This window comes from Paracoccus sigandri (assembly GCF_003709565.1).
GTDB classification, from domain to species: domain Bacteria; phylum Pseudomonadota; class Alphaproteobacteria; order Rhodobacterales; family Rhodobacteraceae; genus Paracoccus; species Paracoccus siganidrum.
Window position 1 is genome coordinate 79771 of the sequence record NZ_QNRC01000011.1, and the last position, 24851, is coordinate 104621.

At 68.8% G+C, this 24851-nt stretch carries 17 protein-coding genes; 5 read left to right on the forward strand and 12 right to left on the reverse strand.

The features are described 5' to 3' along the window. Positions 1-2: 2 nt before the first annotated feature. The 8 genes from C9E82_RS11930 to ampC form a co-directional block, all read right to left on the reverse strand. Positions 3-1547, reverse strand: a complete 1545-nt coding sequence (locus C9E82_RS11930) for an aldehyde dehydrogenase family protein (protein ID WP_119898018.1) — start codon at positions 1545-1547, stop codon at positions 3-5. Between the two features lie 10 nt (positions 1548-1557). After that, positions 1558-2421: an NAD(P)-dependent oxidoreductase gene (locus C9E82_RS11935; protein ID WP_119898019.1), complete on the reverse strand. Its 864-nt coding sequence runs from the start codon at positions 2419-2421 to the stop codon at positions 1558-1560. Positions 2422-2484: 63 nt separating this feature from the next. Then, positions 2485-3420, reverse strand: a complete 936-nt coding sequence (locus C9E82_RS11940) for a LysR family transcriptional regulator (RefSeq protein ID WP_119898020.1) — start codon at positions 3418-3420, stop codon at positions 2485-2487. A gap of 32 nt (positions 3421-3452) precedes the next feature. Further along, entirely contained in the window at positions 3453-4607 is a 1155-nt protein-coding gene (locus C9E82_RS11945; RefSeq protein WP_119898021.1) for a M20 aminoacylase family protein, read from the reverse strand. Next, a complete protein-coding gene (locus C9E82_RS11950; RefSeq protein ID WP_119898022.1) occupies positions 4607-5104 on the reverse strand; it encodes a hypothetical protein in 498 nt (165 codons plus the stop codon). The genes C9E82_RS11945 and C9E82_RS11950 overlap by 1 nt, the downstream gene beginning before the upstream one ends. A gap of 4 nt (positions 5105-5108) precedes the next feature. Continuing rightward, positions 5109-5924 (reverse strand): DUF3100 domain-containing protein, encoded by an 816-nt coding sequence (locus tag C9E82_RS11955; RefSeq protein ID WP_119898023.1) that lies wholly within the window; start codon positions 5922-5924, stop codon positions 5109-5111. Positions 5925-6091: 167 nt separating this feature from the next. Beyond that, the gene (locus C9E82_RS11960) at positions 6092-7168 is read right to left on the reverse strand and encodes an ABC transporter substrate-binding protein (protein WP_119898024.1); all 1077 of its coding nucleotides are present in this window, start codon (positions 7166-7168) and stop codon (positions 6092-6094) included. 412 nt (positions 7169-7580) lie between these two features. After that, positions 7581-8747, reverse strand: a complete 1167-nt coding sequence (gene ampC, locus C9E82_RS11965) for a class C beta-lactamase (protein ID WP_240643520.1) — start codon at positions 8745-8747, stop codon at positions 7581-7583. A 130-nt stretch (positions 8748-8877) separates the two neighbouring features. On the opposite strand from ampC, the gene C9E82_RS11970 reads away from it, so the two are divergent. Together C9E82_RS11970 and C9E82_RS11975 are read left to right on the forward strand one after the other, a co-directional pair. Further along, positions 8878-9780, forward strand: coding sequence for a LysR family transcriptional regulator (locus C9E82_RS11970; RefSeq protein WP_119898026.1), 903 nt, complete (start codon positions 8878-8880; stop codon positions 9778-9780). A 57-nt stretch (positions 9781-9837) separates the two neighbouring features. Further along, a complete protein-coding gene (locus C9E82_RS11975) occupies positions 9838-11196 on the forward strand; it encodes an esterase-like activity of phytase family protein (protein WP_119898027.1) in 1359 nt (452 codons plus the stop codon). Positions 11197-11235: 39 nt separating this feature from the next. On the opposite strand, the gene C9E82_RS11980 is transcribed toward C9E82_RS11975, so the two are convergent. Next, positions 11236-11409: a hypothetical protein gene (locus C9E82_RS11980; protein WP_183154069.1), complete on the reverse strand. Its 174-nt coding sequence runs from the start codon at positions 11407-11409 to the stop codon at positions 11236-11238. 168 nt (positions 11410-11577) lie between these two features. Between C9E82_RS11980 and C9E82_RS25265 the strand changes: the two genes are divergently transcribed. From C9E82_RS25265 to C9E82_RS24500, 3 genes are all read left to right on the forward strand, one after another. Continuing rightward, positions 11578-11703, forward strand: a complete 126-nt coding sequence (locus C9E82_RS25265; RefSeq protein ID WP_276312091.1) for a hypothetical protein — start codon at positions 11578-11580, stop codon at positions 11701-11703. Between the two features lie 440 nt (positions 11704-12143). Beyond that, complete coding sequence (locus C9E82_RS11985) at positions 12144-15536, forward strand: type 2 periplasmic-binding domain-containing protein (protein ID WP_122449283.1); 3393 nt, start codon at positions 12144-12146, stop codon at positions 15534-15536. 46 nt (positions 15537-15582) lie between these two features. Then, the gene (locus tag C9E82_RS24500; protein ID WP_183154070.1) at positions 15583-20913 is read left to right on the forward strand and encodes a DUF7379 domain-containing protein; all 5331 of its coding nucleotides are present in this window, start codon (positions 15583-15585) and stop codon (positions 20911-20913) included. Positions 20914-20941: 28 nt separating this feature from the next. Here the strand turns inward: C9E82_RS24500 and C9E82_RS12005 are convergent, their stop codons facing one another. The 3 genes from C9E82_RS12005 to C9E82_RS12015 form a co-directional block, all read right to left on the reverse strand. Continuing rightward, the gene (locus tag C9E82_RS12005; RefSeq protein WP_119900201.1) at positions 20942-21967 is read right to left on the reverse strand and encodes an ABC transporter ATP-binding protein; all 1026 of its coding nucleotides are present in this window, start codon (positions 21965-21967) and stop codon (positions 20942-20944) included. Then, positions 21964-23553, reverse strand: a complete 1590-nt coding sequence (locus tag C9E82_RS12010) for an ABC transporter permease (protein WP_244936019.1) — start codon at positions 23551-23553, stop codon at positions 21964-21966. The genes C9E82_RS12005 and C9E82_RS12010 overlap by 4 nt, the downstream gene beginning before the upstream one ends. An 82-nt stretch (positions 23554-23635) precedes the next feature. After that, on the reverse strand, positions 23636-24622 hold the full coding sequence (locus C9E82_RS12015; protein ID WP_119900203.1) for an iron ABC transporter substrate-binding protein: 987 nt from the start codon (positions 24620-24622) through the stop codon (positions 23636-23638). Between the last annotated feature and the right edge of the window lie 229 nt (positions 24623-24851).

Below are 24851 nucleotides of genomic sequence, written 5' to 3' on the forward strand. Positions count from 1 at the left end.
GGTCAGCCGGGTGCGTAGCCGAAGCCGACGGGCGGGTCGGCGGCGGTCTCGACCCAGACGCTTTTCGTCTGGGTATAGGCCAGCAGCGCCTCCTGCCCCGAAGAGCGGCCATAGCCCGAGCGCCCGAACCCCCCGAAGGGCGAGCAGACATTGATCGTCTTGTAGCCGTTCACCCAGAAGGTGCCGGCGCGGACCGCCGCCGCCATGCGATGCGCCCGGCCGACATCGGCGGTCCAGACCGCCCCGGCCAGGCCATAGGGATTGTCATTGGCCAGCGCCACGGCCTCTTCCTCGGTCTCGAAGCTCAGGACCGAGACGACGGGGCCGAAGATTTCCTCTTGCGCGACGCTCATCCGCGGGGTCACGTCGTCGAGGATCGTCGGGGCGAAGTAGAAGCCGCCGGTAGCCTCCAGCGCGGCGGGTCGGTCGCCGCCGGCGGCGATGCGGGCGCCTTCGGCCAGGCCGGCGCCGACCATCTGGCGGATCTTCTGCCATTGCCGGTGGTTGTTGATCGGCCCGACATGGGTGGCCTCGTCGAAGGGATGGCCCAGGGCGATGCGCCCGGCCGCCTCGGCATAGGCGGCGACGAAACGTTCCTTGATGCTGCGATGCACCAGCAGGCGCGATCCCGCGACGCAGCTCTGGCCGGCCCCGGCGAAGATCGCCGCCTGCGCGCCGATGATCGCGCGCGGCAGGTCGGCGTCGGGAAAGACGATATTGGCCGACTTGCCGCCCAGTTCCAGCACGCAGGGCACGGTGTTCCTTGCCGCCGCCGCCGCGATGGCCGAACCCGCCTGCGCCGAGCCGACGAAGACCACCAGCCCCGTCGTCGGATGGGTGACGCCGGCCTGTCCCGCCGTCGGCCCGGCCCCGGCGATCACGTTGACCAGCCCGCGCGGCGCGCCGCCCATCTCACACATCCGGCCCAGGATCAGCGTGGACAGCGGCGTCAGTTCCGAGGGCTTGATGACCACGCCATTGCCCGCGCAGATGGCCGGCGCGATCTGCCAGCCGCCGGTGAACAGCGGCGCGTTCCAGGGGGTGATCTGCATGACCACGCCGATCGGCTCGTGCCGGGTATAGTTCAGGTGGCTGGACGGCACCGCGATCACGTCGCCATGAAGCTTGTCGCACCAGCCGGCGTAATATTCGAACATCTCGGCCACGCGCAGCGCCTCGCCGCGGATGTCGCGGATCGGGCGCCCGGCCGAGCGGCTTTCGATCTCGGCGATCAGCGGGGCATGGGCGCGGATCCGGCCGGCGATGGCCCACATGATCCGGCCGCGCGCGGCGGCGGGCATCGCCATCCATTCGCGTTGCGCCCGCGCCGCCGCACCCATGGCGGCGTCGATCTCGGCCGGGCCGGCATCTGCGTAGCGCGCGAAGACCTGGCCCGAGGCCGGGTCGGTCAGGTCCAGCTGCGCGCCCGAGCCCGGCAGGATCTCTCCGCCGATCAGGCTGCCGATGTCGGCGCCGGGAAAGATCTCGCGATACAGCGCCAGGATCCGGTCGGCCTGTTCGGCGGCGTCGATTGTCGTCACGTTCATGTCCCTTGCCTCATTTCGCCCGGAAATCGCCCATGCGGGTAAAATCGTCGCCGCCCCGATAGGGCGCATCGGCCCAGAGCTGCGCGGCCTTTTCGGTCAGCGGCAGCCGGGCGTCGCATTCTTCGGCCAGTTGCCGCGCCAGCCGCACGTCCTTCTGCATCAGCGCCATGGTGAAGCCGCTGTCGAAGGCGCCGTTCATCACCCAGCTGGGGAAATGCACCTCGCTGAGCATGGACCTGCCCGAGGCCGCGTTCAGCACCTCCAGCACCGATTGCGCGGGAATGCCCGCCGCCTCGGCCAGGCGCAGGCCCTCGGCCGTGGTCAGCATATGGGCGGCGCAGAGCAGGTTGTTGACCAGCTTGGCCACATTGCCGGCGCCGCTGTCGCCGACATGGATCGCCCTGCCCGACAGCGCCTCGATGACCGGGCGGGCGTCGGCCAGATCGGCGGCGGAACCGCCGATCATCATGGTCAGCGCCCCCTTGGCCGCCCCCGCCGGCCCGCCCGAGACCGGCGCGTCCAGAAAGCCGTGCCCCATTGCCGCCAGCCGTGCCGCCAGCGCCCGCGACACCGCCGGCTCCGAGGTCGAGGTGTCGATGACCACGATCCGCGAGCGGCCCTCCAGAACCCCGGCGACCCGGTCGATGACGCCCTCGACATCGCGCGCCGTCGGCAGCGAGAAGACGACGCGATCGGCCGCGAAGACCTGGGCCAGATCGTCCACCGGCTCGACGCCCTCGGCGCGGGCCTGCGCGGAGCGTTCGGGGGACAGGTCGAATCCCAGGCTGCGGAAACCGGCCCGGACGGCAGAGGCCGCCATGCCAAGGCCCATCGCGCCCAGGCCCACGATGCCGACGGTGGATGTTTCTGTCATGTGATCCTCTCCTGTTGATGCCCGACAATTCCCGCAACCGGCAGGTCGGCGCTAGCGGTCGGATCACGAACGAGGTGTTGCACCCTGCGCAACATCGGCAAAGCTGGCCATGCTGCGTTCCAGGTGACCGGCCAGTTGCGCCACCGAGGCCGGCAGCCGCCGCCGCGCCCGCACCATCAGATGCGCCGTCGCCCCCAGCAGCGCCAGGTCGGCCAGTTCGCGCACCACCGCCGCGCCCTCGGCCAGGTCCATGGCGACCGAGGCGCGGGGCAGGAAGGCAAGCCCCAGCCCGGCGGTCACGAAGCGGCGCAGCGCGTCTATCGAGGTGGTCATCAGCTGCGGCGCCAGCGCCAGCCCGCTGTCCGAGGCGACCCGCGCCAGAAGATCGGTGGTGCCATGCCCGCGCGGCAGCAGCGCCAGGGGATGGGCCAGGCAATCAGCCAGCCGGACCTGCCGCAGATCGGCCAGCGGATGGCCGGGCGGCATCACCACGCAGAGCGGATGGACCGCCGAAACGATGCTGCGCACCGATCCCGTCACCGGTGGGTTGTAGGCGATGCCGATGTCGCTTTCGCCATTGGCCAGCGCCGCGACGACCGTGTCGGTCGAGCCGATCAGCAGCTCGTAGCGCACATGCGGGCTGTCCGCGATGAACCCGGCCAGGCCGTTGCGGATGAAATCCGCCAGGAATCCCTCGCCGCAATGGATGCGGATGTTGCGCTGCTGGATGCCGCGCAGGTCGGCCAGCTGTTCCTGCAGAAAGCCCGCCTCCTCGACGACATGGCGGGCATGTTCCAGCACCAGGTTGCCGGCATCGGTCAGGCGCACGCCCTTCGAGCTGCGCTCGAACAGGGTCACGCCCAGCTGCGCCTCCAGATCGGCGATCTGCCGCGACACGACCGAGGGTGCCAGTCCAAGCTGGTCGCTGGCCGCGCGGATCGAGCCGTAGCGATGCACGGCCAGATAGATGCGGATGTCACGGCGGTCGAGGGTCGTCATCGCCTCACGATGAGGACCGCCGCCGACGTGTGTCAAGGCGCCCGCAGCTCGGCCAGGGCCAGATCCAGCCAGAAGCCGACGGCCAGCGGGATCAGCGCATCGTTGAAGTCGAAGCGCGGCGAATGCAGGCCCGGATTGTCGCCGGTTTCGCGGCCCGCGCCCATCCAGAAATAGCAGCCGGGCACCTCGTTCAGCATGAAGGCGAAATCCTCGGCCGCCATGCTGGGCGGGGCATCGACGACCGAAAACCCGCCCGCCGCCGCCACCCTGCGCACCAGGGCGGCGTTCTCGGGCGTGTTCAGGGTCGAGGGATAGCGCCGTTCATAGACGATCTCGGCCGTGCAGCCGAAACCGTCGGCGACCGATGCGGCCAGCTTGCGCAGCCGCGTCTCGATCAGATCGCCGATGGCCGGATCGAACCAGCGGGTCGTGCCGCGGATGACGGCCGTCTCGGGCAGGACGTTCCAGGCGTCGCCGCCATGGATCTGGGTCACCGAGACGACGGCGCTTGCCAGCGGGCTGACATTGCGCGAGGTGATCGATTGCAGCGCCGATACCAGTTGCGAGACGGCAAGCAGCGTGTCCGCCCCCTCATGCGGCATGGCGCCATGCGCGCCCTGGCCGATGACCCGGATCTCGAAGGTGCCGAAGGCCGCCATCATCTCTCGGTCGCGCGCGACCAGCGTGCCGGGCGGCAGGCCCGGCCAGTTGTGCAGCGCATAGACCGCATCGACCGGGCAGTCGGCAAACAGGCCATCCTCGACCATCGCCCGCCCGCCGCCCTCGTTTTCCTCGGCGGGCTGGAAGATGAAGCGCACGGTGCCGTCGAAGGGGGTGTCGGCCAGCAGCCGGGCCGCGGCCAGCGCCACGGCGGTATGGCCGTCGTGGCCGCAGGCATGGGCCTTGCCGGGATTGCCCGAGGCCCATTCGGCGCCGCTGGCCTCGGTGATCGGCAGGGCGTCGATATCGGCGCGGATGCCGATGGCGCGATTGCCGCTGCCTTTCGTCAGGCTGCCGACCACCCCGGTCCGGCCGAGGCCGCGCCGGACCTCATAGCCGAATTCCGCCAGCCTTGCGGCGATGAAATCGGCGGTCTGGTGTTCCTGGAAGCCCAGTTCGGGATTGCGGTGCAGCTGCCTGCGCCATTCGACCGCCTGGGCGATCAGCGGTGCCGGAAGGTCGCGCATCAGAAGAACCTCAGCGCCAGGTCGGCGATCACGACCGAGCCCAGATAGGTGCCCAGCATGACGCAGATGGCGACGATGACGATCTTCCAGCCCGATTTCCGCGCGATGGCGAACTCCTTGGCCGACAGCGCCAGGCCGCCATAGGCCAGCGCGGGGGTGGCCAGCGACAGGAAGTTGATCTTGTCGGCCTGTTCCACCACCCATTCCGAGCCCGGAACGCCGGGGATCGTCGCGATGATGGCGATCAGCGACACCCAGGCCACCGCCGGCAGGTAGAAGGGCACGAAGCGGGCCAGCATCAGCCCGATGACCGAGCAGACATAGAGGATGGCCATCCCCGGCAGCGCCTCGAAGGCGCCGATGCCGGTCGAGACATAGTTCGAAATCGTCCCGATCACGCAGGCGATCAGCAGCAGGATCGCGGTTTCGCCGACGCGGATCCGGCGCTCGTCCAGTTCCTCGTTGCCCAGGGGCAGGTTTTCAGCGGTCTTGCTCATGGTCTTACCCCAGTTTGTACAGCTCGGGCCGGGCCTTGCGGAACAGCCATTCGGTCAGCGGCAGGGCGACGAACATGCCGACGTAGAGCCCGGTCGCATAGGTCAGCACGTTCGAGGCGCCGGCAAGGCCCAGGATCAGGTCCTTCTGCTCGGGGATCAGCGTGACCAGCGCGCCGGTGCAGGCCGCCAGCATCGAGCCCGAGCCGACGCCGCAGGACATGGCCAGGGCGCGGATGTCGAAGACGCCGAGCGCATGGATCAGCGGCGGCATCAGCGCGAAGACGAAGGTGCCGATCAGCGTGCCGGTGGCATAGACGCCCATGACGCCGGCGCCCTCGGGGCTGTCGAGGCCGTATTTCTCGGCGATCAGCGCCAGGTTCGGCTCTCGGTCGATGGAATAGACCGCGCCGACGGTCTCGCGCCCCATGCCCAGCAGGAAGACGGCGATCGGGAAGGCGACGACGATGGTGCCCAGGTTGCCGATCTCTTGCAGGATCAGGGCGGGGCCGGCGTCGATGATGGGCTGGATCTGCGGCCCGACCGTGGTGCCGAACTTGGCGACGAAGGGGGTGATCGCGATGGTGATCATGCCGCCCGCGAATTTCTGCACGCCGGGGGTCAGGAACCGGCCCGTCGCGCGGGTGATGTTGGGGTTCAGCGCGATCCCCATGGCAAAGGCATAGAGCATCGGCAGCAGGATGATCGCGGCGATGCCGATGGGCAGCCGCAGGACGCCGATCATCTCGGCGATGCAGACGATCATCAGCACGATCGCGTGCAGCGCCAGGGTTCCCGAGCCGAAGGCAGGAGTATCCCGCATGAATGTTCCTCTCTGTTGCGTCGGTTTTTCGACGGACTATGAGATTTCCGCGAAAGATCGACCAGCCATGCAACTGGAACATCGTGTTGCCCGGATGGCAACGGCGGGCCGAGGCGCGGCCCGCCTTGTATCCGCCCCGCAAGGCTTGCGCCAGCCCCGATCCGGGGTCAGCGGGCGGCAAGCCAGGCGCTGAAGCGCTCCGTCAGCTCGGCCTCGCGGTCGACCCAGAAATCATAGGACGAGGCAAGGGCGTTTCGCATGTTTTCGGGGCTGGTCGGCATATGCGGGCCCATCTCGGTCCTGCCGTCCTGATAGAGCCCGACCAGCCCGGCCGAGGATCGCCGGGCGGGGCCATAGCTGATCCATTTCGCCTGGTCCGCCAGCCGCTGGGTGTCGGTGGCGAACTTGATGAATTCCAGCGCGGCCTCCTGGTTCGGCGCGCCCCTGGGAATGGCGAAGAGGTTGTATTCGTAGACCTGCCCGTCCCAGACCATCTCGAAGGGCTTGCCCTCGGACACGGCGGCGGTGAAGATCCGGCCGTTATAGGCGGTGGTCATCGCCACCTCGCCATCGGCCAGAAGCTGCGGCGGCTGGGCGCCGGTCTCCCACCAGACGACATGCCGCTTTATGCTGTCCAGCTTGGCGAAGGCCCGGTCGATGCCCTCGTCGGTCGACAGCAGCGCATAGACCTCGTCCGCCGGCACGCCATCGGCCATCAGCGCCATTTCCAGCAGCGCCTTGGGGGCCTTCTTCAAGCCGCGCTTGCCGGGAAATGTCTCGATGTCGAAGAAATCCGCCATGCTCTGCGGCGCCTCGTCCGGGAAGCGGGTCGAATCATAGGCGAAGATCGTCGAGAAGACGATCGAGCCCACCGCGCAGTCGTTCAGCCCCTGCGGCAGGAAATCCTCGGTCGCGGGCGTGCCGTCCGGGGCGGGCGGCAGGATTGCCGGGTCGATTTCTTCCAGCATGCCCTCGTCGCACAGGCGGATCGCGTCGGCATATTCGATATCGACCACATCGGTGGTGACATTGCCCGCCTCGACCTGCGCCTTGATCGGGATCGCCGGATTGTCGCTGTCCACATTGATGACGGAGATGCCGGTCTGGGCGGTGAAGGGCTTGTGATAGGCCTCGATCTGGCTCTGGCTGTAGGTGCCGCCCCAGGACATGACGGTGATCTGCTGGGCCGCGCCGGCGCCGGCCAGCAGCGTCAGGGCCGTGGCGAGGCTGAGAAGTTTCTTCATGGTTCCGTTTCCCGTGTTGGAGGTTCTGGCTTGTCATCGGCCGCAGGAATTGCGGCAGGCGGCCCTTCTGCGGGGCCGTTTGGTCACGGCGCGCGCTGGCGCCGGCCGGGATATCGGCCGGCGCGGGTCGCCTTGGCGGTCATGCGGGCCGGGTCGGCGCGGCCTGCGGGCCATCGCCGGGGACATCCCGCGACTGCTGTCCTGTGGTCTTGCCCGGATCGATCCCGGCTGCCCCGAGACTCCCCCGGAAGCGCCGCCCTGTCAAAAGATGGTTTCTCAAGCGAACGTGAGAGAAACTCATGTGAGAATGGCGCCCCCTGCCGCCCCTAAGGATGGCTGGGGCGCGAAGGCGCGGCGGAACCTTCCGCGCCCTCGGCAAGGGGATGCAGATTTTCTCAACCGTCTGACGGGTTCAGAGCCCGCCAGCCTCCAGCAGTTGTTCCGCCATCCGCAGGCTGGCCTCGACGCGGGCGGGCACGGGATAGTTGCGATTGGCCAGCACGACGATGCCGAAATCCCGGTCCGGTATCAGCGCCGCATAGCCGCCGAAGCCGTTGGTCGAGCCGGTCTTGCCCAGCAGGACGCCCTCGCCCGCGGTGGTGGGGGTGTCCAGCCGCCGGGCCGGCTGGCTCTCCATCACCATCGCGGCGCCATTGCCCGCCAGCACCGTCTGGCGGTCGGCGGGCCAGTCGTAGCGCTCCCAGATCATGGCCTGGTCGAAATGCGCGGTGCGGGTGCGCCCGGCATGGGTGATCGCGATCGCATGGCGCAGGTCGTCGGGCAGGTCGGCATGGCCAAGCGCCGCGTCCAGAAACAGCAGCATGTCCGCGGCGCTGGACTTGATGCCATAGGCCTCGGCATCCAGCATCCCCGGATTGACGCGGATCGGCCGGTCGCCGTCGCGGGAATAGCCATAGGCATAGCGCGGCCGGGCCTCGGGCGGGACATCGACATGGGTGTCGCGAAGCCCCAGCGGTGCAAGCAGATGCTGCCGCAGCGCCTCGGCATAGCCCTGCCCGAAGGCCCGGCCCGAGATGCGGCCCAGCAAGCCGACGCTGATATTGGAATAGGACCGCTCGTGGCCCGGCTCGGTCGCGGGCTGCCAGCCGGCCAGCCATTCGGTCAGCTCCGCATCGGTCGAGAGGCCGTCGGGGACCTGCAGCGGCAGGCCGCCGGTCTGGTGCGTCGCAAGATCCATCAGCCCCAGCGCGCCGAAGGCGCTGCCCTCGAGGGCGGGCAGATGCGCCGACACCCTGTCCTCCAGCGACAGCAGCCCGCGCTCTTGCGCCAGGGCGGCCAGCGTGGCGTTGAAGGTCTTGCTGATCGAGCCCAGTTCGAACAGCGTCCCGGCCTCGACCGGCGCGCCGGTTTCGCGATTGGCCAGCCCGGCGGTATGGACGAAATGCCGGCCGTTCATCGTCACCCCGATCGCCATGCCGGGGATGGCATGTTCGGCCATCACCGGCCCGAAGACCTGGTCGGCGATGGCGTGGAATTCGTCCTCGGTCATCGCCATGGCCTGAAGCGGCGCGAAAAGACTTGCCGCGATCAAGCCGAGGCTTGCGCATCCATGATTCATCTTCATGCTTTCCTTGGTGGTTCTGGGACAGGCCGGAAGAAATCCCGGCGATTCATGGATAGACGCAAGCGTGGCAAAGGCTCAAACGATGTTACTTCACCTTTGCCATTACGAAATCTAATATCGTTCCATGGACCGTCCGCAGCTTCCCCTGAATGCCCTGCGCGCCTTCGAGGCCGCCGCGCGCCACCTGAACCTGACCCGCGCCGCGGTCGAGCTGTGCGTGACCCAGGCGGCGCTGAGCCATCAGATCCGGCGGCTGGAGGAACGGCTTGGCGTGGCGCTGTTTCGCCGCGTGCCGCGCGGGCTGGTGCTGACCGACGAGGGAGCCGCGCTGGTGCCGGTGCTGACCCGCGCCTTCGACGGCATGTCCGACATGCTGGACCGCTTCAGCCGCGGGCAATATCGCGAAACGGTCAACCTGGGCGTTGTCGGCAGCTTCGCGACGGAATGGCTGATGCCGCGGCTGGAGGATTTCCACGGTCGCCACCCCTCGGTCGACCTGCGGATCCGCGCCAACAACAACCGCGTCGACCTGGCGGGCGAGGGGCTGGACCTGGCGATCCGCTTCGGCGACGGCAGCTGGCACGGCATCGCCGCGACGCCGCTGATGCCGGCGCCGATGACGGTGATGGCCGCGCCGGACTGGGCGGGGCGGCTGCGCGCGCCCGAGGATCTTGCCCATGCGCCGCTGCTGCGCTCCTATCGGGCCGGGGAATGGAAGCAATGGTTCGAGGCGCAGGGCATGATCTGCCCGCCGCTGCGCGGCCCGGTCTTCGACAATTCGCTGGCCATCGCGGAAATGGCGGCGCGCGGGCAGGGCGCCGGCCTGCTGCCGCTGCCGCTGTTCGGGCACTGGATCGCCTCGGGGCGGCTGATCCAGCCCTTCGCCGCGCGGCTCGAGGCGGGATCCTATTGGCTGACCCGGCTGCATTCCACGCCCGAGACGCCGGGCCAGCACGCCCTGCGCCTCTGGCTGGCCGGACAGGCGCGGGAACAGGCGTCACATTACCTTCAGCCGCCTGCAACATGACCGTCAGGGACGGGCGCTAACAGACCCGCATCACTCATCCCCGAAGAGGAGCATTCGATGCGCCGTTCCCCTTGTCCCGTCGCGCTGTCCGTGCTGGCCGCGATCGTCGCCGCCCCCGCCGCCGCCGAGGAGCTGTTCCCCGCCACGCTGGCCGGGCACGCCTTCCTGCCCGCCTTCACGCTGGTCGCGCCGCCGGCCGATGCGCCGCGCGACCTGTGGATCTCGGGCAAGTTCACCGGCGAGGGCCGCAACGACCAGCCGATGAGCGTCATGGGCAATGTGGGCGCGGCCTATGGCGGGCATGACACCGGCATCTCGCTGCCCTTCATCGGCCAGCCGGTGCAGGGGATGTCGGGCTTCGCGATGAACCGCGCCGAGGACGGCAGCTGGTTCACGCTGACCGACAACGGCTTCGGCAGCAAGCTGAACAGCCCCGACGCGATGCTGTTCTTCCACCGCATGGCGCCGGATTTCGACAGCGGCCGGGTCGAGCGGCTGGAGACCGTCTTCCTGCGCGACCCCGACCGCAAGGTGCCGTTCCGCATCGCCAACGAGGGGACCGAGAGCCGCTATCTGACCGGCGCCGATTTCGACCCCGAAAGCATCCAGTATCTGGATGGCGAAATCTGGATCGGCGACGAATTCGGCCCCTGGATCCTGCGCGCCGCCGCCGATGGCCGGGTGATCTCGGTCCATCCGACGCTGCTGGATGGCGCGTTGCTGACCGGGCCCGACACGCCGGGCACCGTGGTTCCTGCCGTGCCCGGCACGGATTTCCGCGTCCAGCGATCGGGCGGCTATGAAGGGATGGGCCTGCAGCCCGGCACCGGCCTGCTGTGGGCGATGCTGGAAAAGCCGCTGCTGGTCGAGGGCGGCGAGACCGAGGGCGATTTCCTGCGCGTGATGACCTTCGACACCGCCACCGCCGACTGGACCGGCGACAGCTATCGCTTCCGGCTGTCCGAGGGCGCGGCGGCGATCGGCGATTTCAACTTCATCGACGACAGCCGCGCGCTGGTGATCGAGCGCGACAATGGCGAGGGCGATGCGGCGCTGGCCTGCGCGGCGGATGCGGCCGACCCGTCGGACTGCTTTCCCAATCCGGCCCGCGTGAAGAACGTCGTGCTGATCGACACGGCCAGCGTGGACGAGGAGGGCTATCTGCGCCGGATCGGCCATGTCGACCTTCTGGACATCGCCGATCCCGACGGCAAGGCGTTGGAGGGGATGCGCCCGGCGGAAGGCAATTTCAGCTTCCCCTTCTTCACCATCGAGGACGTCGCCCGCGTGGACGACACCCATATCATGGTCGCCAACGACAACAACCTGCCCTTCTCGGGCGGCCGCGAGATCGGCGCGGCGGCGCATAACGAGTTCATCCTGCTGTCCGTGCCGGAATTGCTGGAGGCGCGCTAGGCGGCGCGGTCGAAAGGCGCGGGCCGGGTCCCGCGCCTTTCAGGCAAGGCCGTATTGCCGCGCCTTCATCTTCAGGAAGCCCAGCCCGTCGGTCAGCACCTCCTCGCGCGAGGGGGCGACGTCGCGCCAGACCGACAGGGCCTCGGCGATCTGCGGCGGGACGGTGATGAAGCTCTCCATCGCGGTATGCACGCCAAAGCTGCTGACACCCATGTCACGGTCCTTTCCGGTTCAAGCAAGAGGGATGCCGCGCTAGCGCCGCATCCGCAGGATCAGGTTGCCCCACAGGGCACGCGCGACCATCCGCAGCATTTCAGGGATATCCGCGTCGCCTGTTTCGACCGGGATCCCTTCGCCTCCTGCCTGCCGATGCGGACCATCATGCTGCGCCAGAATGTTGAGGAACTGATCGGCCGCTGCTTCGAATGGTTCGTCGCCGGCGAGGACCGGAAGGGAGAGGTCGTGCTGGTCCCGCCGCGGCTTCCGGTCAATGCGCCCGTGCCGTGACGCTGCCGGGTCAAGCCGCTGGCGCGCCGCCTGTTTCCGGCCCGAGGGATTTCACACGGTTGCCTCATGAATGCCGGCGGAAGATCGGCAGGAAAACCCCTCGATAAAGCAATCGCGGCGGCTGTGAATATCGCAGGAAGAACCCAATTTATTCCAAAAGCCGGCTGAATGAAACGAATCAATTTATTTGTCCGATATTCATGTTATGTTAATCAGCGTTAACGGTATGGAGAATCGAAATGAGAATCCTTGTTTTTGTGCTTGCCGTTCTCTGCACGCAGATGCCGCTTGCCGGTATCTCGGGTCTTGCCATGGCCGGGCCGTGCAATCCGAATGTGCAGCGATGCTGATCTGAAAACAGCTCCGGCGCGACCTGTTCCGGATGGGCGGTCGGCCGGGGGCGCTTGTCACCAGTTGTTGTCTTCCGTTTCGGGGGTTTCATGGAAAATCCGTGGCCTGCCGGGGTTCCGGGGTCCCTGTGGACCTATAACCAGCTTACCGCCGAAGAGCTGGCCCAGCTTCCCATGATGGGAATCAGTTTCGCCTCCGGCTTTTTATATGCTTTTGCTTTCGGCTGCATTTTCGTCCTGGTTTTCGCATGGCAGCGGTTTCGCCAGAAGGCCGAGGTGGTCTCGGCCTCGCGCGCGCTGACCCATCTCAGCCCCAGCGATCTGGGCGGGCGCAATGCGCTGATCCGGGCCTATCTGATTTATGCCGGCTCGATCCTCTTGCTTTATGTCTCGCTGACATTCTTCGGCCAGCTGATGCTGCAATCGATGAACATGACCCAGGTCGCGGGGATCGAGATCGACGTGAACCAGCTGGATTTCGACAGCCCGCAATGGCCGCTGCTTCTGGCCTTCGCGGTGGCGGGGATCTCGCAGATGCTGCCGCCGGTCGCGACGATCGAGGGCTGGCTGCGCGACCGCGCCTACCGCGCCGCCGGCATCCCGGTCCGGCTGGAGCTGACGATGCGCAACCTGATCGTGACGCTGGAACAGGTCTCGTCGGGGCAGACCGGGGCCGGCAGCAAGCTGCAAGAGCGTCTTCTGATCTATCGCAAGCAATGGGAGGAGGCGATCGCCGGTCATGACTGGGCGCGCGAGGCCGCCCGGCAGCGGCCGCCGCGCCATGCCGAGCTGATCTCGCTTCTGGCGCAGCTGGAGCTTCTGGTCTTCTGGGCCAGGACCGCGCGTGGCAACTGGCCGGGGCACGAAGTCTCTCAGCAGGTGCGCGCGGAAGAGGAGAATTTCGTGAAGGAGGCCGAGGCCCTGCTGAACGATTTCCGGCACCGGCTGTCCGAAAAGCCCCCGAAAGAGGACGAGCCCGACACACCCACGCGCAAGCAGCGCTTCAACGACCATGTTTCCGAAGTCATCGAGACCGCGCGGAATCTGCGCTTCGACCTTGTCGGCATTCTGGCGATTTTCCTGGAACGCGACGTGAACAGCCCGGATCTGGACGACCCGAATGAGCGGGCGAAGAACGATCCGAGCCTCTACCAGCTGCTGGAACGGACCGAGCGCCCCGATTCCGCCGGCACCGGCCCCGAGACGGGGCTGTTCTTCGCCGCCATCGCCGTCTTCGTCATCTATGCGACCGCGATCTGGCGCGACGTGCACGACCCGATCAACCTCTATATCGAACGCGACAATCTGCATGGCGTCCTGGCCAGCGCGCTGGTCGAGACCCTGACGCTTGCCGCGCTGACCTGGCTGCCGCTGCTGGCGGCGTTCTCGTTGCGGCAATATCTGTGGGACACGACGGGGGATTGGGCCAAGGCGCACAGGTCGCAGCACCCCAACAGCTATGTCTCACAGATCCTGGTCTGCATGTGCCTGGGCCTGACCGCCTCGCTGATCGGCCTGGTCGGCGTGGCCATGCTGCATGCTTTCTTCGTGGCGCAGAACGGGGTGCATTTCAGCAGCCTGCTGGTTCAGGGCAACTCGCCCTTCCTGCTGTATTATCCGACCCAGGCCATCGTGGTGTTCGCGCTGGTGCCGCTGTGCATCCTGTCGGCCGACCTGCGAGAGCGCGCCGCGATGCGGCTGTGGTATGGGGTGTTCTGCGCGCTGGCGGTGGGGTTCCTGTCCATGCGGCACACCTATTTCTTCGATCCGACCCTGACCACGCCGCAGCATTGCCCCGGCCTTGCGGTGATCGGCAACAGCGACTGCGCTGGGCGCTTCGATCTGGTTGGTCATCTGCTGCTGATGGTGCTGGCCTTCCTGGCCGCCGGCGTCTTCGGCGACCTGCCCGAGCGGACGCGCGCGATGCTGTCGAAGCTGCCGACCCACGCTGCGACGACGGCGGTGCTGCTGGCGCTGATGCCGCTGTCGGGGGCATGGGCGCAGGAGGGGGCGCAGGAGGGGGACGGAACACCCACCATCGTCACCATCGGCTTTCGCGACGACACGCCGCCCTTCTCCTTCAGGGACGACGATCCTGCCTCGCTGCGCCCCTTCAGCGGCTATCTGGCCGACCTGTGCTTCGACATCTTCGCGGGATCGACGCAATACCAGGTCAAGGTCGTTCCGGTCACGGCAAAGGACCGCTTCGAGCGGCTGCGCCTGCCGGATCAGCCGCGGGCCCAGGAAAGCGCTGCGGGGAACGGGGAGCCCGAAGGAACTGTTGCGGATACGGCGGCAGGAACCGGACAGACGGGGGAAACCCCAAGGAGGGCGGCTCAATCCGAGCCTATCGACATTCTCTGCGACGCGGTGACGATGCGTTTCTCGGATCAGGAGCGGTCCCGCAACGGGATCTATTCCCCCATCGTCTTCGCCTCGGGCGTCTCGTTCCTGGAAACCCAGACCCGGTCCATGGGCGGCGTCACCATCGGCTTCGTGCAGAACACCACGGCCCGCGAGGTCGCGCGCAAGCTGTGCGAGATCGACTATTTCAAGATCATGCTGCCATCGCAGAAGACCGCCCTGTTCGAGCGTTGCCACCTGCGCTGGCGCGAGGCGGTGGTGCGCGAGCGGTTGCTGCGGATCGGATACGAGCCGCCGGATCCGAAGGATGGCGCGGGCTCCGGGCAGGGCGACGCTTCGAATGGCAACGCGACATCTGGAACCGTGCGAGGGGCAGGTGAGAATACGGCCGGCTGGCTGATCGAGGAGGAAGATAAGATAAGCCTGAAGGATGAACTGACACTACTGATCGCGGCGGCCACGCGCCTGACCGAGGCCGTAAGCGCCGAACAGCGCGTGAAACTGTCGCAGGATCTCCAGAACCGGATGACTTGGCTGACTGACAAGGACGCTACGCAACTGGATTGCATCCTGTCGACTCCCATATCGAAAGAGTGTCACGCCGCCCTTGCAAGGTTCAAGGATCCGGTCTGCGAGTTGCGCCCGGCCGAGCAGAGAGAGACCGACCCGTTCGAGCAACGGCCATGGCCGGACTACCATTTCTGTCCCATGCCCAGCCATGACGATCTGGTCAGCTGGTTCTGCGCGACCCCGAACGACCGGCACCGCGTCTATATGGGCGACCGCGAGCTGATCCTGGCCAAGCGGGCCGCTTGGGTGAAGGCGAACGGCCCGTGCCGGGTCGCCCGGCCGGATGGGGCGGAATATCTGTCCTATGAGCCCTATGCCTTCCTGATCTCGATGCAGGATCCCCGGCTGGTCCAGTTCGTCCAGCACCGGATCCACCAGCTGTTTTCGGAGCGCGCCCGGATGACCAGCCGCTTCGCCGCAAGTTTTCCCGGCCACCAGATGTCCCCCGCGCTGGCCTATCTGTTCCTGCTGAACGGGGTCGAGAACGAACAGGACTTCACCCCCAGCCTGCCCGCCGCGGATTCCACGTCGCAGGCGGGCGGCGGCTGACCCCTCAACCCCGGCCCGGATCGCGGGCAGCGAAAGGATCGATGCGATGAAGATCCAGGTTCACGGCGAGAAACTGACCCTGCCCGCCGAGGCGGCCGAGCAGGAGGGGCCGGTCAGCATCCGGGTCCGGGAGGCCGTCCGCGTCGCCTCGACACGGGCCGAGGGCGCGCCGGTGGAGCTGGAACTGGCGGCGGGTGACCTCTTGGAGCTTGAGCTGGATACCGAGGGCGAGGAGGGCGAACGCCCGCTGCTGTGGCTGCGCGCCGACGAGGTGCAGGACCTGCTGGGCCCAAGCGCGGTCCTCGACCGTTCGCAGGCGGATGGCGATCGGCTGATCCTGTCGCAGGTGCTGCGGCTTCGTCCGCTGCCGCACCAGGTCGCGACGCGCGGGCTCAGCGACTGGCGCCTGGCCAGGCTGTCGGTGCTGCAGGTCGAGGGCGATGCCCGCAGCGCCGCACGCGCCTATGAGGACCAGCAGGGCGGCAAGGGTCTGTTCGGCTGGGCCGAGAACGGCACGCTGGCGCCGGTGGCCTTCCCCGAAAAGCCGGGGGCGGACCTGCCCTGGCTCTTGTTCATCCACGGCACGGCCTCCAGCACGCGTGGCTCTTTCGGCAAGATCGCGGAATGCCAGCCGCGCATCTGGGCGCGGCTTCACGCCATGTATCCGGGGCGGGTGATCGCCTTCGAACATCGCACGCTGACCGAGGATCCGGTGCAGAACGCGCTGGAGCTGCTGGCGGCCCTGCCCCGGGGGATCCAGCTTCACGTCGTCAGCCACAGCCGGGGCGGGCTGGTCGGCGAATTGCTGGTGCGCCCGCAGCTGGTCGCGGCGGTGGGCGACACGGTCTTCGACGCCGACGACCTGGCGCATTTCGACGGCGATCCGGGGCAAGAGGCGCTGAAGGCGCTTGGCACGGCGCTGGCGGGCAGGGGGGTCCGCGTCACCCGCTTCGTCCGCGTGGCCTGCCCGGCGCGCGGCACCAGCCTGGCGGGCGGGCGGCTGGACCGCTGGCTGAACCTGCTCTTCGACCTGATCCGGCTGGGCGGGGTCTGGCTGGGCGAGGACCATCGCCGGCAGGTCGAGCAGCTGCGCCGCTTCGCGCTGGCCGCGTCCGCCTCGGCCGAGAACCCCGAGGCGCTGCCGGGGATCGCCGCCATGTCGCCCGACCACGCGCCGCTGCTGAGGCTGCTGGACCGGCAGCAGGCGGGGGGCGGCGCCGACGGGCTGGTGGTGATCGGCGGCGACAGCGAACCGGCAGGCATCCGGCGCAAGCTGATGCTGTGGTTCGCTGACGCGTTCTTCGGCCGCGACAACGACCTGGTCGTCGATACCGCCTCGATGGATGGCGGGATGCGGCGCGCCCGGATGGCGCCGGTGCTGATCGACCGGGGCCGGCATGTCGATCACTTCAGCTATTTCGCCAACCAGACGACGGCGGAATTCATGCTGCAGGGGCTGCGCGATCCCTTGCGGCTGCCGACGGGGACCCGCACCGCGACCCAGCGGCTCTGCGAGACCGAGACGCCCGAGATCACGCGGGGCGAGGACGGCGCGGCGATCCGCGCGCCCGCCGCTCCCGCGATCCTGCGCGGCCGGGGCGCGCCGCTGGCGGTGATCCTGCCGGGCATCGCGGGCAGCCATCTTTACGCGGACGACCGGCATGTCTGGCTGAACCCGGCGGGGATCTGCACGCGCGGGGTGCGCGCGCTGGCCTATTCCCGGCCCCGGATCCGCCCGACCGTCACCATCCAGACCTATTACGCCGGGCTGCGCCGCCATCTTGAACGCACCCATACCGTCAAGGCGCTGGCCTATGACTGGCGCCTGCCGATCCAGCGGACCGGGGCGCATCTGGCCCAGATGATGCAGGGATGGATGGCCGAGGACGACCAGCGCCCGGTCCATGTCGTGGCCCATTCCATGGGCGGGCTGGTGGCGCGGATGGCCTTCGTCCATGCGCCGAAGCTGATGCAGGGCTTCCTGGCCCACCGCGATTCGCGGCTGCTGATGCTGGGCACGCCGAATGGCGGATCGCTCGCCATGGCGCTGACGCTGTTGGGGATCGGCACGACGATCAAGGCGGCGGCGGCGCTGAGCCCGCGCGAAAGCGTGGCCGACATCGCCGCGATCATGCGGGCCTGGCCGGGGGCGATCCAGCTTCTGCCGCGCGACATGCTGAACCCCGCCGCCTGGGCCAACCTTGCCGGCGCCGCCCCGCCCGACCCCCAGGCCATGGCCGAGGCGCGCCGCTTCTGGGACCTGATGAAGGGCGATGCCGGCATTCCCAGGGGGCGCTGCCTCTACCTGGCCGGCGCGGGCGAGACCTGCGACCGGATCTTCACAGTTCAGGGCCGCAAGGGGCCGGAATTGCGGCTGTCCAAGACCTCGGACGGCGACGGCACGGTGTTGTGGTCCACCGGCATCCCCGATGGCGTCCAGGCGTGGTATTCGCGGTCGGAACATGGCGACCTGGCCAAGGACCGCTACCTGCATCCGGCGATCGCCGAATTGCTGCTGACCGGCACCACCCGGCAGCTGCCGACGCGGCCGCGCCCGCGCGGCGCCGAGGATGTCGCGCCTCTGCGCCGGACGATGGCCGAGGAACCCCTGCCGATGATCCCGTCGCCGCCGCAGATGCTGGCCCTGGCCATGGGCGCGCGCTCGCCCGCCATCAGCGATGACGAGGAGCTTGCCGACACGATCCGGGTCCGCGTCGTGCATGGCGACCTGAGGCGCGCGCGCTATCCGATCCTGGTTGGGCATTACCTGGGCGATCCGATCATGGGGGCCGAGGCGGCGCTGGACCGGATGCTGGGCAATCGCCTGTCGCGCCGCAATGCGCGCGGGTTGCATCCGGGGCTGATCGGGACCTGGGACGTGCAGATCACCCCCGATTGCGAGACCGGGCAGGCAGCGCCGGTGGCGCTGAAGGGCGGCGTGACGGTCGGGCTGGGTGTCGTCTCGGACCTGACGACGGGCGGGCTGATCGAAACGCTGCGCAGCGGGCTGATGGCCTTTGCCGATACCGCCCAGCAGCTGGGCTGGGACAGGCAGCAGCCGCTGGCGATCTCGCTGGTGCTGGTGGGTTGCGGCGCCGGGGTCGTCGCGGTCTCGGACAGCGTCGCGGCGATCCTGACCGCCATCGCCCAGGCGAACCGCCTGCTGGGCGAGGATTCTCCGCGCCCCGGCCAGAGCCTGCGCTTCGGCGAGGTCGAGATCATCGAGGGGGTCGAGCAGACCGCGATCACCGCATGGCACGCCGTCCGCAACCGGACCCAGCGCCTGGCGGAACGTTTCGAGCTGGCGGGGCGGCTGGAACAGGGGCAGGGCGGCTGGCGGCGCACCGGGCCCGAGATCGATCCCGACTGGTGGATGGAGGTCACGATCACCTCGCCCGATCCGGCGGGCCATCATCCCGGTTTGCCACATCCTGCTTGGCCGCAGCGCGACGCGCCGCTGCGCTATCTGCTGGTCGACGGCCGCGCGCGGGTCGAGGCCGAGGTGGTGGCGACCAGCCGCCGCCTGGTCAGCCACTATATCGCGCAGATCCCGGCGGAAAGCGGCCTTGCGGATGTGTCCGGCCTGTCGCCGGGCCGCACCCTGTTCGAGCTGCTCTGGCCCGCCAAGCTGAAGGAACACAGCCTGGAGGACCGCAACCTGCGGCTGGTGCTGGACCGGCGCAGCGCCGCGATCCCGTGGGAGATGCTGGACGACCGCCGCCCCGGCCAGGACGCCTTCGACGAGGGCGTGCTGATGGCCACGAAGCCGCCGGCGGTCCGCTATGGCGTGCTGCGGCAGCTGATTTCCCAGCGGCAGCGCCCCGCCCGGCCGCGTCGCGGCGGCGGCCGTTTCGCGCTGGTCATCGGCGATCCGCGCGGCGGCGGCAGCCCGCTTGCGCCCCTGCCCGGCGCCGAGCGCGAGGCCGAGGCGGTGGCCGCGCTGCTGGAGGAGGCCGGATACAGCGTCATGCGGCTGATCGGCGAGGCGGCGCGGCCGCAGGATGTCGTCTCGGCGATGTATTCGCGCAGCTGGGACGTGATCCATGTCGCGGGCCATGGCGTCGCCGACTGGGCGCCCACCCCCGCCGATCCGCCGCGCACCGGCATCGTGCTGGGCGCCCCGCCCCTGGACGTGCTGGAGGCGGAACTGCTGGCGCAGCTGCCCTCGGCCCCGGACTTCGTGTTCCTGAACTGCTGCTATCTGGGCCAGATCGGCCCGCGCGACCAGCATCTCTTGCAGGATCGCCCCGGCCTTGCGGCAAGCCTTGCCGTCGAGCTGATCGAAAGCGGCTGCTCGGCCGTGGTGGCCTGCGGCTGGGCGGTGGATGACGGCGCGGCGCTGAATTTCGCCAGGACGCTTTACGCCGAACTGTGCGGCGGCACGAATTTCGGCCAGTCCGTCCGCCGCGCGCGCGAGGCGACCCATGCGGCAAGCACCGGCGCGGGCTTCATGGACAGCACCTGGGGGGCCTATCAATGCTATGGCCATCCGGGCTTTGCCCTGGCCTCTAACGGCGGCGCGCAAGGCGCGGCCGAGCCCGAGCCCGCCTCGCCCGGCGAGGCCATCGCGATCCTGCAGTCGATCCGGTCGCGGGCCGAGGCCGACCCGGATGCCGACCCTGATGCCGCCCTGGCGCGGCTTGCCGCGATCGAGGAGGACCTGCGCCTTTGCGGCTGGGACGGGCATTCCGACGTGGCCAGCGCGCTTGGCGACGCCTGGCTGGCTTGCGGGCGGCTGGACAAGGCGATCGCGGCCTACCAGCGCGCCGCGATGGCCGAGAATCTGTCGCTGCCGGTGCGGGCGCTGCAGGATTGCTTCGGCCTGCCGCTGCGGCTGCGGGGCGCGGCCACCGATGTCGCGGGGCTGAAGGACGCGGTCACGATCCTTGCCGCGCTGAACATGGCCTGCGGCGCCAGCGTCCAGCGGCTGGACCTGATCGCCGCCATCCACCAGCGGATCGCCGCGCTGTCCGCCTCGGGCGGCTGGACGCAGCCGGTGAAGGCGATGCAGGCTGCGCTGGCCGAGGCGATCCGGCTGGCCCAGGAACGCGGGCAGCAGGAACCTTTCGATCTGCAACTGCGCGCGGCGCTGGCGGGTTTCCTGCTGGACCCGAAGGGCGACCATGGCGCGACCGTGGCGGGGATCAGGCAGCGGCTGGCGCCGGCGGTGCCGCCGCTGCTGGAACTGGTCGAGGCGCTGCTGGCCGGCGATGGCGAGGGGCTGGACCGGCTGGCGCAATCCGCCGCCGTTGCCCCGCCCGACGATCTGTGGGCGCTGGCCGAGGCGGTCGATCTGGCCCGCAACTGCCTGCCCGCCCGATCGGCGCTGCAAAAGCACCTCAAGGCGCTGTCGGCGGCGATCGAGCAGCTGTCCTGACGGCGGCGGGCCGGTTCAGTCCCCCGGTTCAGTCCTGTGGCGCCAGCGGCATCCCCGAGCCGGTGACATGCAGCATCACGCTTGCGCCCTCGGGCAGGCGGGGGCCGTGCATCGCGTCGACCTGGATGTCGGTGCCGCCGCAATCGACCCAATAGGTCATGTCGTGGCCCTTGAACTCGACCCCGGTGATCCGGCCGACGGCATCGGCATCCCGCGCGGCAAGGCTGATCGTCAGGCTTTCGGGCCGCAATGAGATCCGCACCGGCCCGCTGGCCCGCTGCGCCAGCGGCACCCGGCCAAGCGGGGTCGCGCATTCCGCGCCGTCGGCGACGCCCTCCAGCAGGTTGGTCCGGCCCAGGAAACCGGCGACGAAGGCATCGGCGGGGCGGTCATAGACCTCGGCCGCGGGGCCGATCTGCAGCAGCCGCCCGTCGCGCATGACGGCGACGCGGTCGGCGAAGCTCAGCGCCTCTTCCTGGTCGTGGGTGACGAAGACCACGCCGATGCCGGTGGCCTTCAGCAGCCGCCGGATCTCTCGGCGGGCGGCGCTGCGCAGCGCGGCGTCGAGATTCGAGAAGGGCTCGTCCAGCAGGATCAGCCGCGGCTGGGCGGCGAAGCTGCGGGCCAGCGCCACGCGCTGCTGCTGGCCGCCCGACAGATGGTCGGGATAGCGGTCGCCGAAGCCCTGCAGATCGACCAGCGACAGATGGCGCGACAGACTGGCCGCATCCTTCTGCCGGGCGCCGAACAGCACGTTCTGCGCCACGGTCATGTGCGGAAACAGCGCATAGTCCTGAAACACCATGCCGATGCCGCGCTTCTCGGCCGGGATGCGGGTGGCATCGGCGCCCTCGACCAGGACGCGGCCGGAATCGGGCTCCTCGAACCCCGCGATCATCCGCAGCGTCGTGGTCTTGCCGCAGCCCGAGGGACCGATCAGCGCCAGGATCTCGGCCGGCGCCAGGTCGAAGGACAGGTCCTGGACCGCGGCCGGGCCGCCCGGCTGATAGCGGCGCGACAGGTTGCGCAGGGATAGAAGCGGGGTGGGTGTCATGCCTGCCTCGTGCTGGGCCCGGTATCGGGTCCCGTGGTGGGCCGCTCGTCGGGCGCATCCGCGCCGCGGCTTTCGTAGCGAAGGATCAGCCCGACGAACAGGCTGGAAAACAGGATGATGCTCAGCGCATAGGGGGCGGCCTCGCGCATCATGCCCTCGTTCGTGCGGGCGAAGACGTTCAGCGCCAGCGTGCCGTATCCGGTCGGCGCCAGGATGTAGGTGATCGGCAGCTCCTTCACCACCATGATGAAGACCAAGAGCCCCCCCGCCACCATCGGCCGGCGCAGCCGGGGCAGCACGACGCGGGCGAAGGCGCGGGCCGGGCTGGCGCCCAGGGCGCGGGCGGCCTCTTCCTGCCGGGTGCCGATCTGCAGCAGCGCCAGCCGGATCGGGCCAAGCGCCAGGGCCATGAAGCTCATGACATAGGCGAAGATCAGCAGGGCGAAGCTCTGATAGAGGAACGGCGCGGTCTGCAACGCGAAGAACACCATGGCCAGCGCGAAGGCCAGCGAGGGCGTCGCATAGCCCAGATAGGCCAGCCGGTCGATCAGCGCCGTCCAGCGTCGCGGCCAGCGCAGCACCAGCAACACCACCGGCAGGGCCAGCGCCACGGCCGTAAGCGCGGCGGGCGTGGCGACCATCAGCGTGCCAAGCGCGGTGCGGCCAAGCTGGGCCCAGTCCATCTGCGGCAGGCCCAGCCGCATCCAGTGGCCCAGCACCATCAGCGGCAGCCCCAGCGAGGCCAGCGCGACCAGCGCGACGAAGATCCAGGCCAGCGGGCGCCAGCGGCCAAGCGGCACCGGGCGGGCGCGGCGGGCGGCGCCGGTGCCGGTCCGCGCCAGCCGCCGGTTGCGGGTGACGGCGCGCTGCGCGATCAGCGCGCTGACCGTCAGCGCCAGCAGCATCAGCGACAGCCAGGCCGCATAGGTCCGGTCGAAGGCCCCCACATATTGCGTATAGATCGCATAGCTGAACACCTCGTAGCGCATCAGCGCGATGGCGCCGAAATCGCCGATCACATACAGGCCCACGATCAGCCAGCTTGCCACCAGAGCCGGCCACAGCTGCGGCAGCACGACATGGCGGAACACCGCCAGCCGCGACTTGCCCAGGCTGCGGGCGGTTTCCTCCAACGCGGGGTCCATGCCCATGAAGGCGGCGCGCAGGTTCAGGAACAGATAGGGGAAGGTATAGAGCGACAGCGCCAGCGTCGCCCCCCACAGCCCCTGCATCCCCGGCAGCGAGACCCCGAACCAGTGCCGCGCAAAGCCGTAATAGCCCGACAGGCCCAGCAGCGCATAGGCCATCACATAGCCGGGCACGGCCAGCGGCAGCGCCATCAGATAGGACAGCAATCCCTTGGCGCGGATGTCGCTGCGGGTCAGCAGCCAGGCCATCGGCAGCGCGATCAGCGTGTCCAGCGCCAGCACCAGCGCGACCAGCTTCAGCGTGTTCAGCAGCAGATAGAGGTTGCGCTGGCGAAAGACGATTTCCGTCAGCTGCGCGGGATCGGCGTCGAAGGCGCGCAGCAGCAGATAGGCGGCGGGCAGGCAGGTGCCGATCGCGACCACCAGCGCCGGCAGCACAAGAAGCAGAGGGGGGCGCGGCCTGCGGCCCGCCCCCGTCCGGGATCGCATGAAGGATGCGACCGATGCCGTCATGGCCGGGTCACAGCAGGCCGGCCTCGCGCAGCAGCGCCAGCGTGCCTTCCAGGTCGCCCAGCTCGTTCACGTCGACATCGGGGCTGATCTCGCTGACGGTTTCCAGCGATTCCAGCGTCGCCGCGGGGATGACGCCTTCGCGGACCGGATATTCGTTGCCCTGCAGGCTGATGAATTGCTGGGCCGCGGGCGACAGCAGGAAGTCGATGAATTTCTGCGCGTTTTCCTTGTTGTCGCTGGCCTCGATGATGCCGGCGCCGGCGACCAGGACCAGGTTGCCGATGTTGCCGGCTTCGAAATGGGTCTGCGCGACGGGGAATTCCTCGTCCTGCGCGACATAGCGGCCCAGGTAGTAGTTGTTCACCAGCCCGAAATCGACCTCGCCATTGGCGATCGCCTCGATCTGGGTGCCGTTGTTGGAATAGACCTTGGCCTCGTTGGCGACCATGCCGTCCAGCCATTCCTTGGCGGCCTCGTCGCCCTCGGCCAGGCGGAAGGCGGTCAGGAAGGCCTGGAAGGAACCGTTGGTCGGCGCGAAGGCGACGCGGCCGCGGTAATCCTCGCCGGTCAGCTCCTGGATGGTGGCGGGCAGGGCGGCTTCCTCGACGCGCTCGGTCGAATAGGTCAGGACCCGCGTCCGGCCCGAGGTCGGGACCCATTTGTTGGCCTTGTCGCGGAACACTTCCAGGACGGTTTCGTTCACCTCGGCCGGAAGCTCGGCGAATTGCGGCGACAGGGCGCCAAGCGCGCCGGCGTCCTGCGCCCAGAACACGTCGGCGGGGGTGTTGTCGCCCTCTTCCAGCAGCAGCGTCGCCATTTCGGACGTGCCGCCATAGCGGACTTCGGCGGTGATGCCGGTCTCGGCCTCGAACTGCTTGATCAGCGGCCCGATCAGCGCCTCGCCCCGGCCGGAATAGATGGTGACCGTGTCCGCGGTCGCGGCCGAGGCCATGGCGACCGCAAGCCCGAGGCCCGCCAGCAGTGACTTCTTCATCCCGTTTCCTTCCCTTTGTCCCGCGCCGGTCGCGCCGGCGCCGTTGTTTGGCCGTGTCGCCCTGCGCAACCGGCAGGGACGCTGGCGCAAGCGGGTCTGGCCGCGACTGCCGCAGGGGCCGGCCCCGGCCGGTGCGGCGCAGCCATCGCGGCGCGACAGCCCGACAGGAGGATTCAATAGTCGACAAAAGTTCTAGGTAAAACCGACCTAGGACCATTGCCCATGGGTG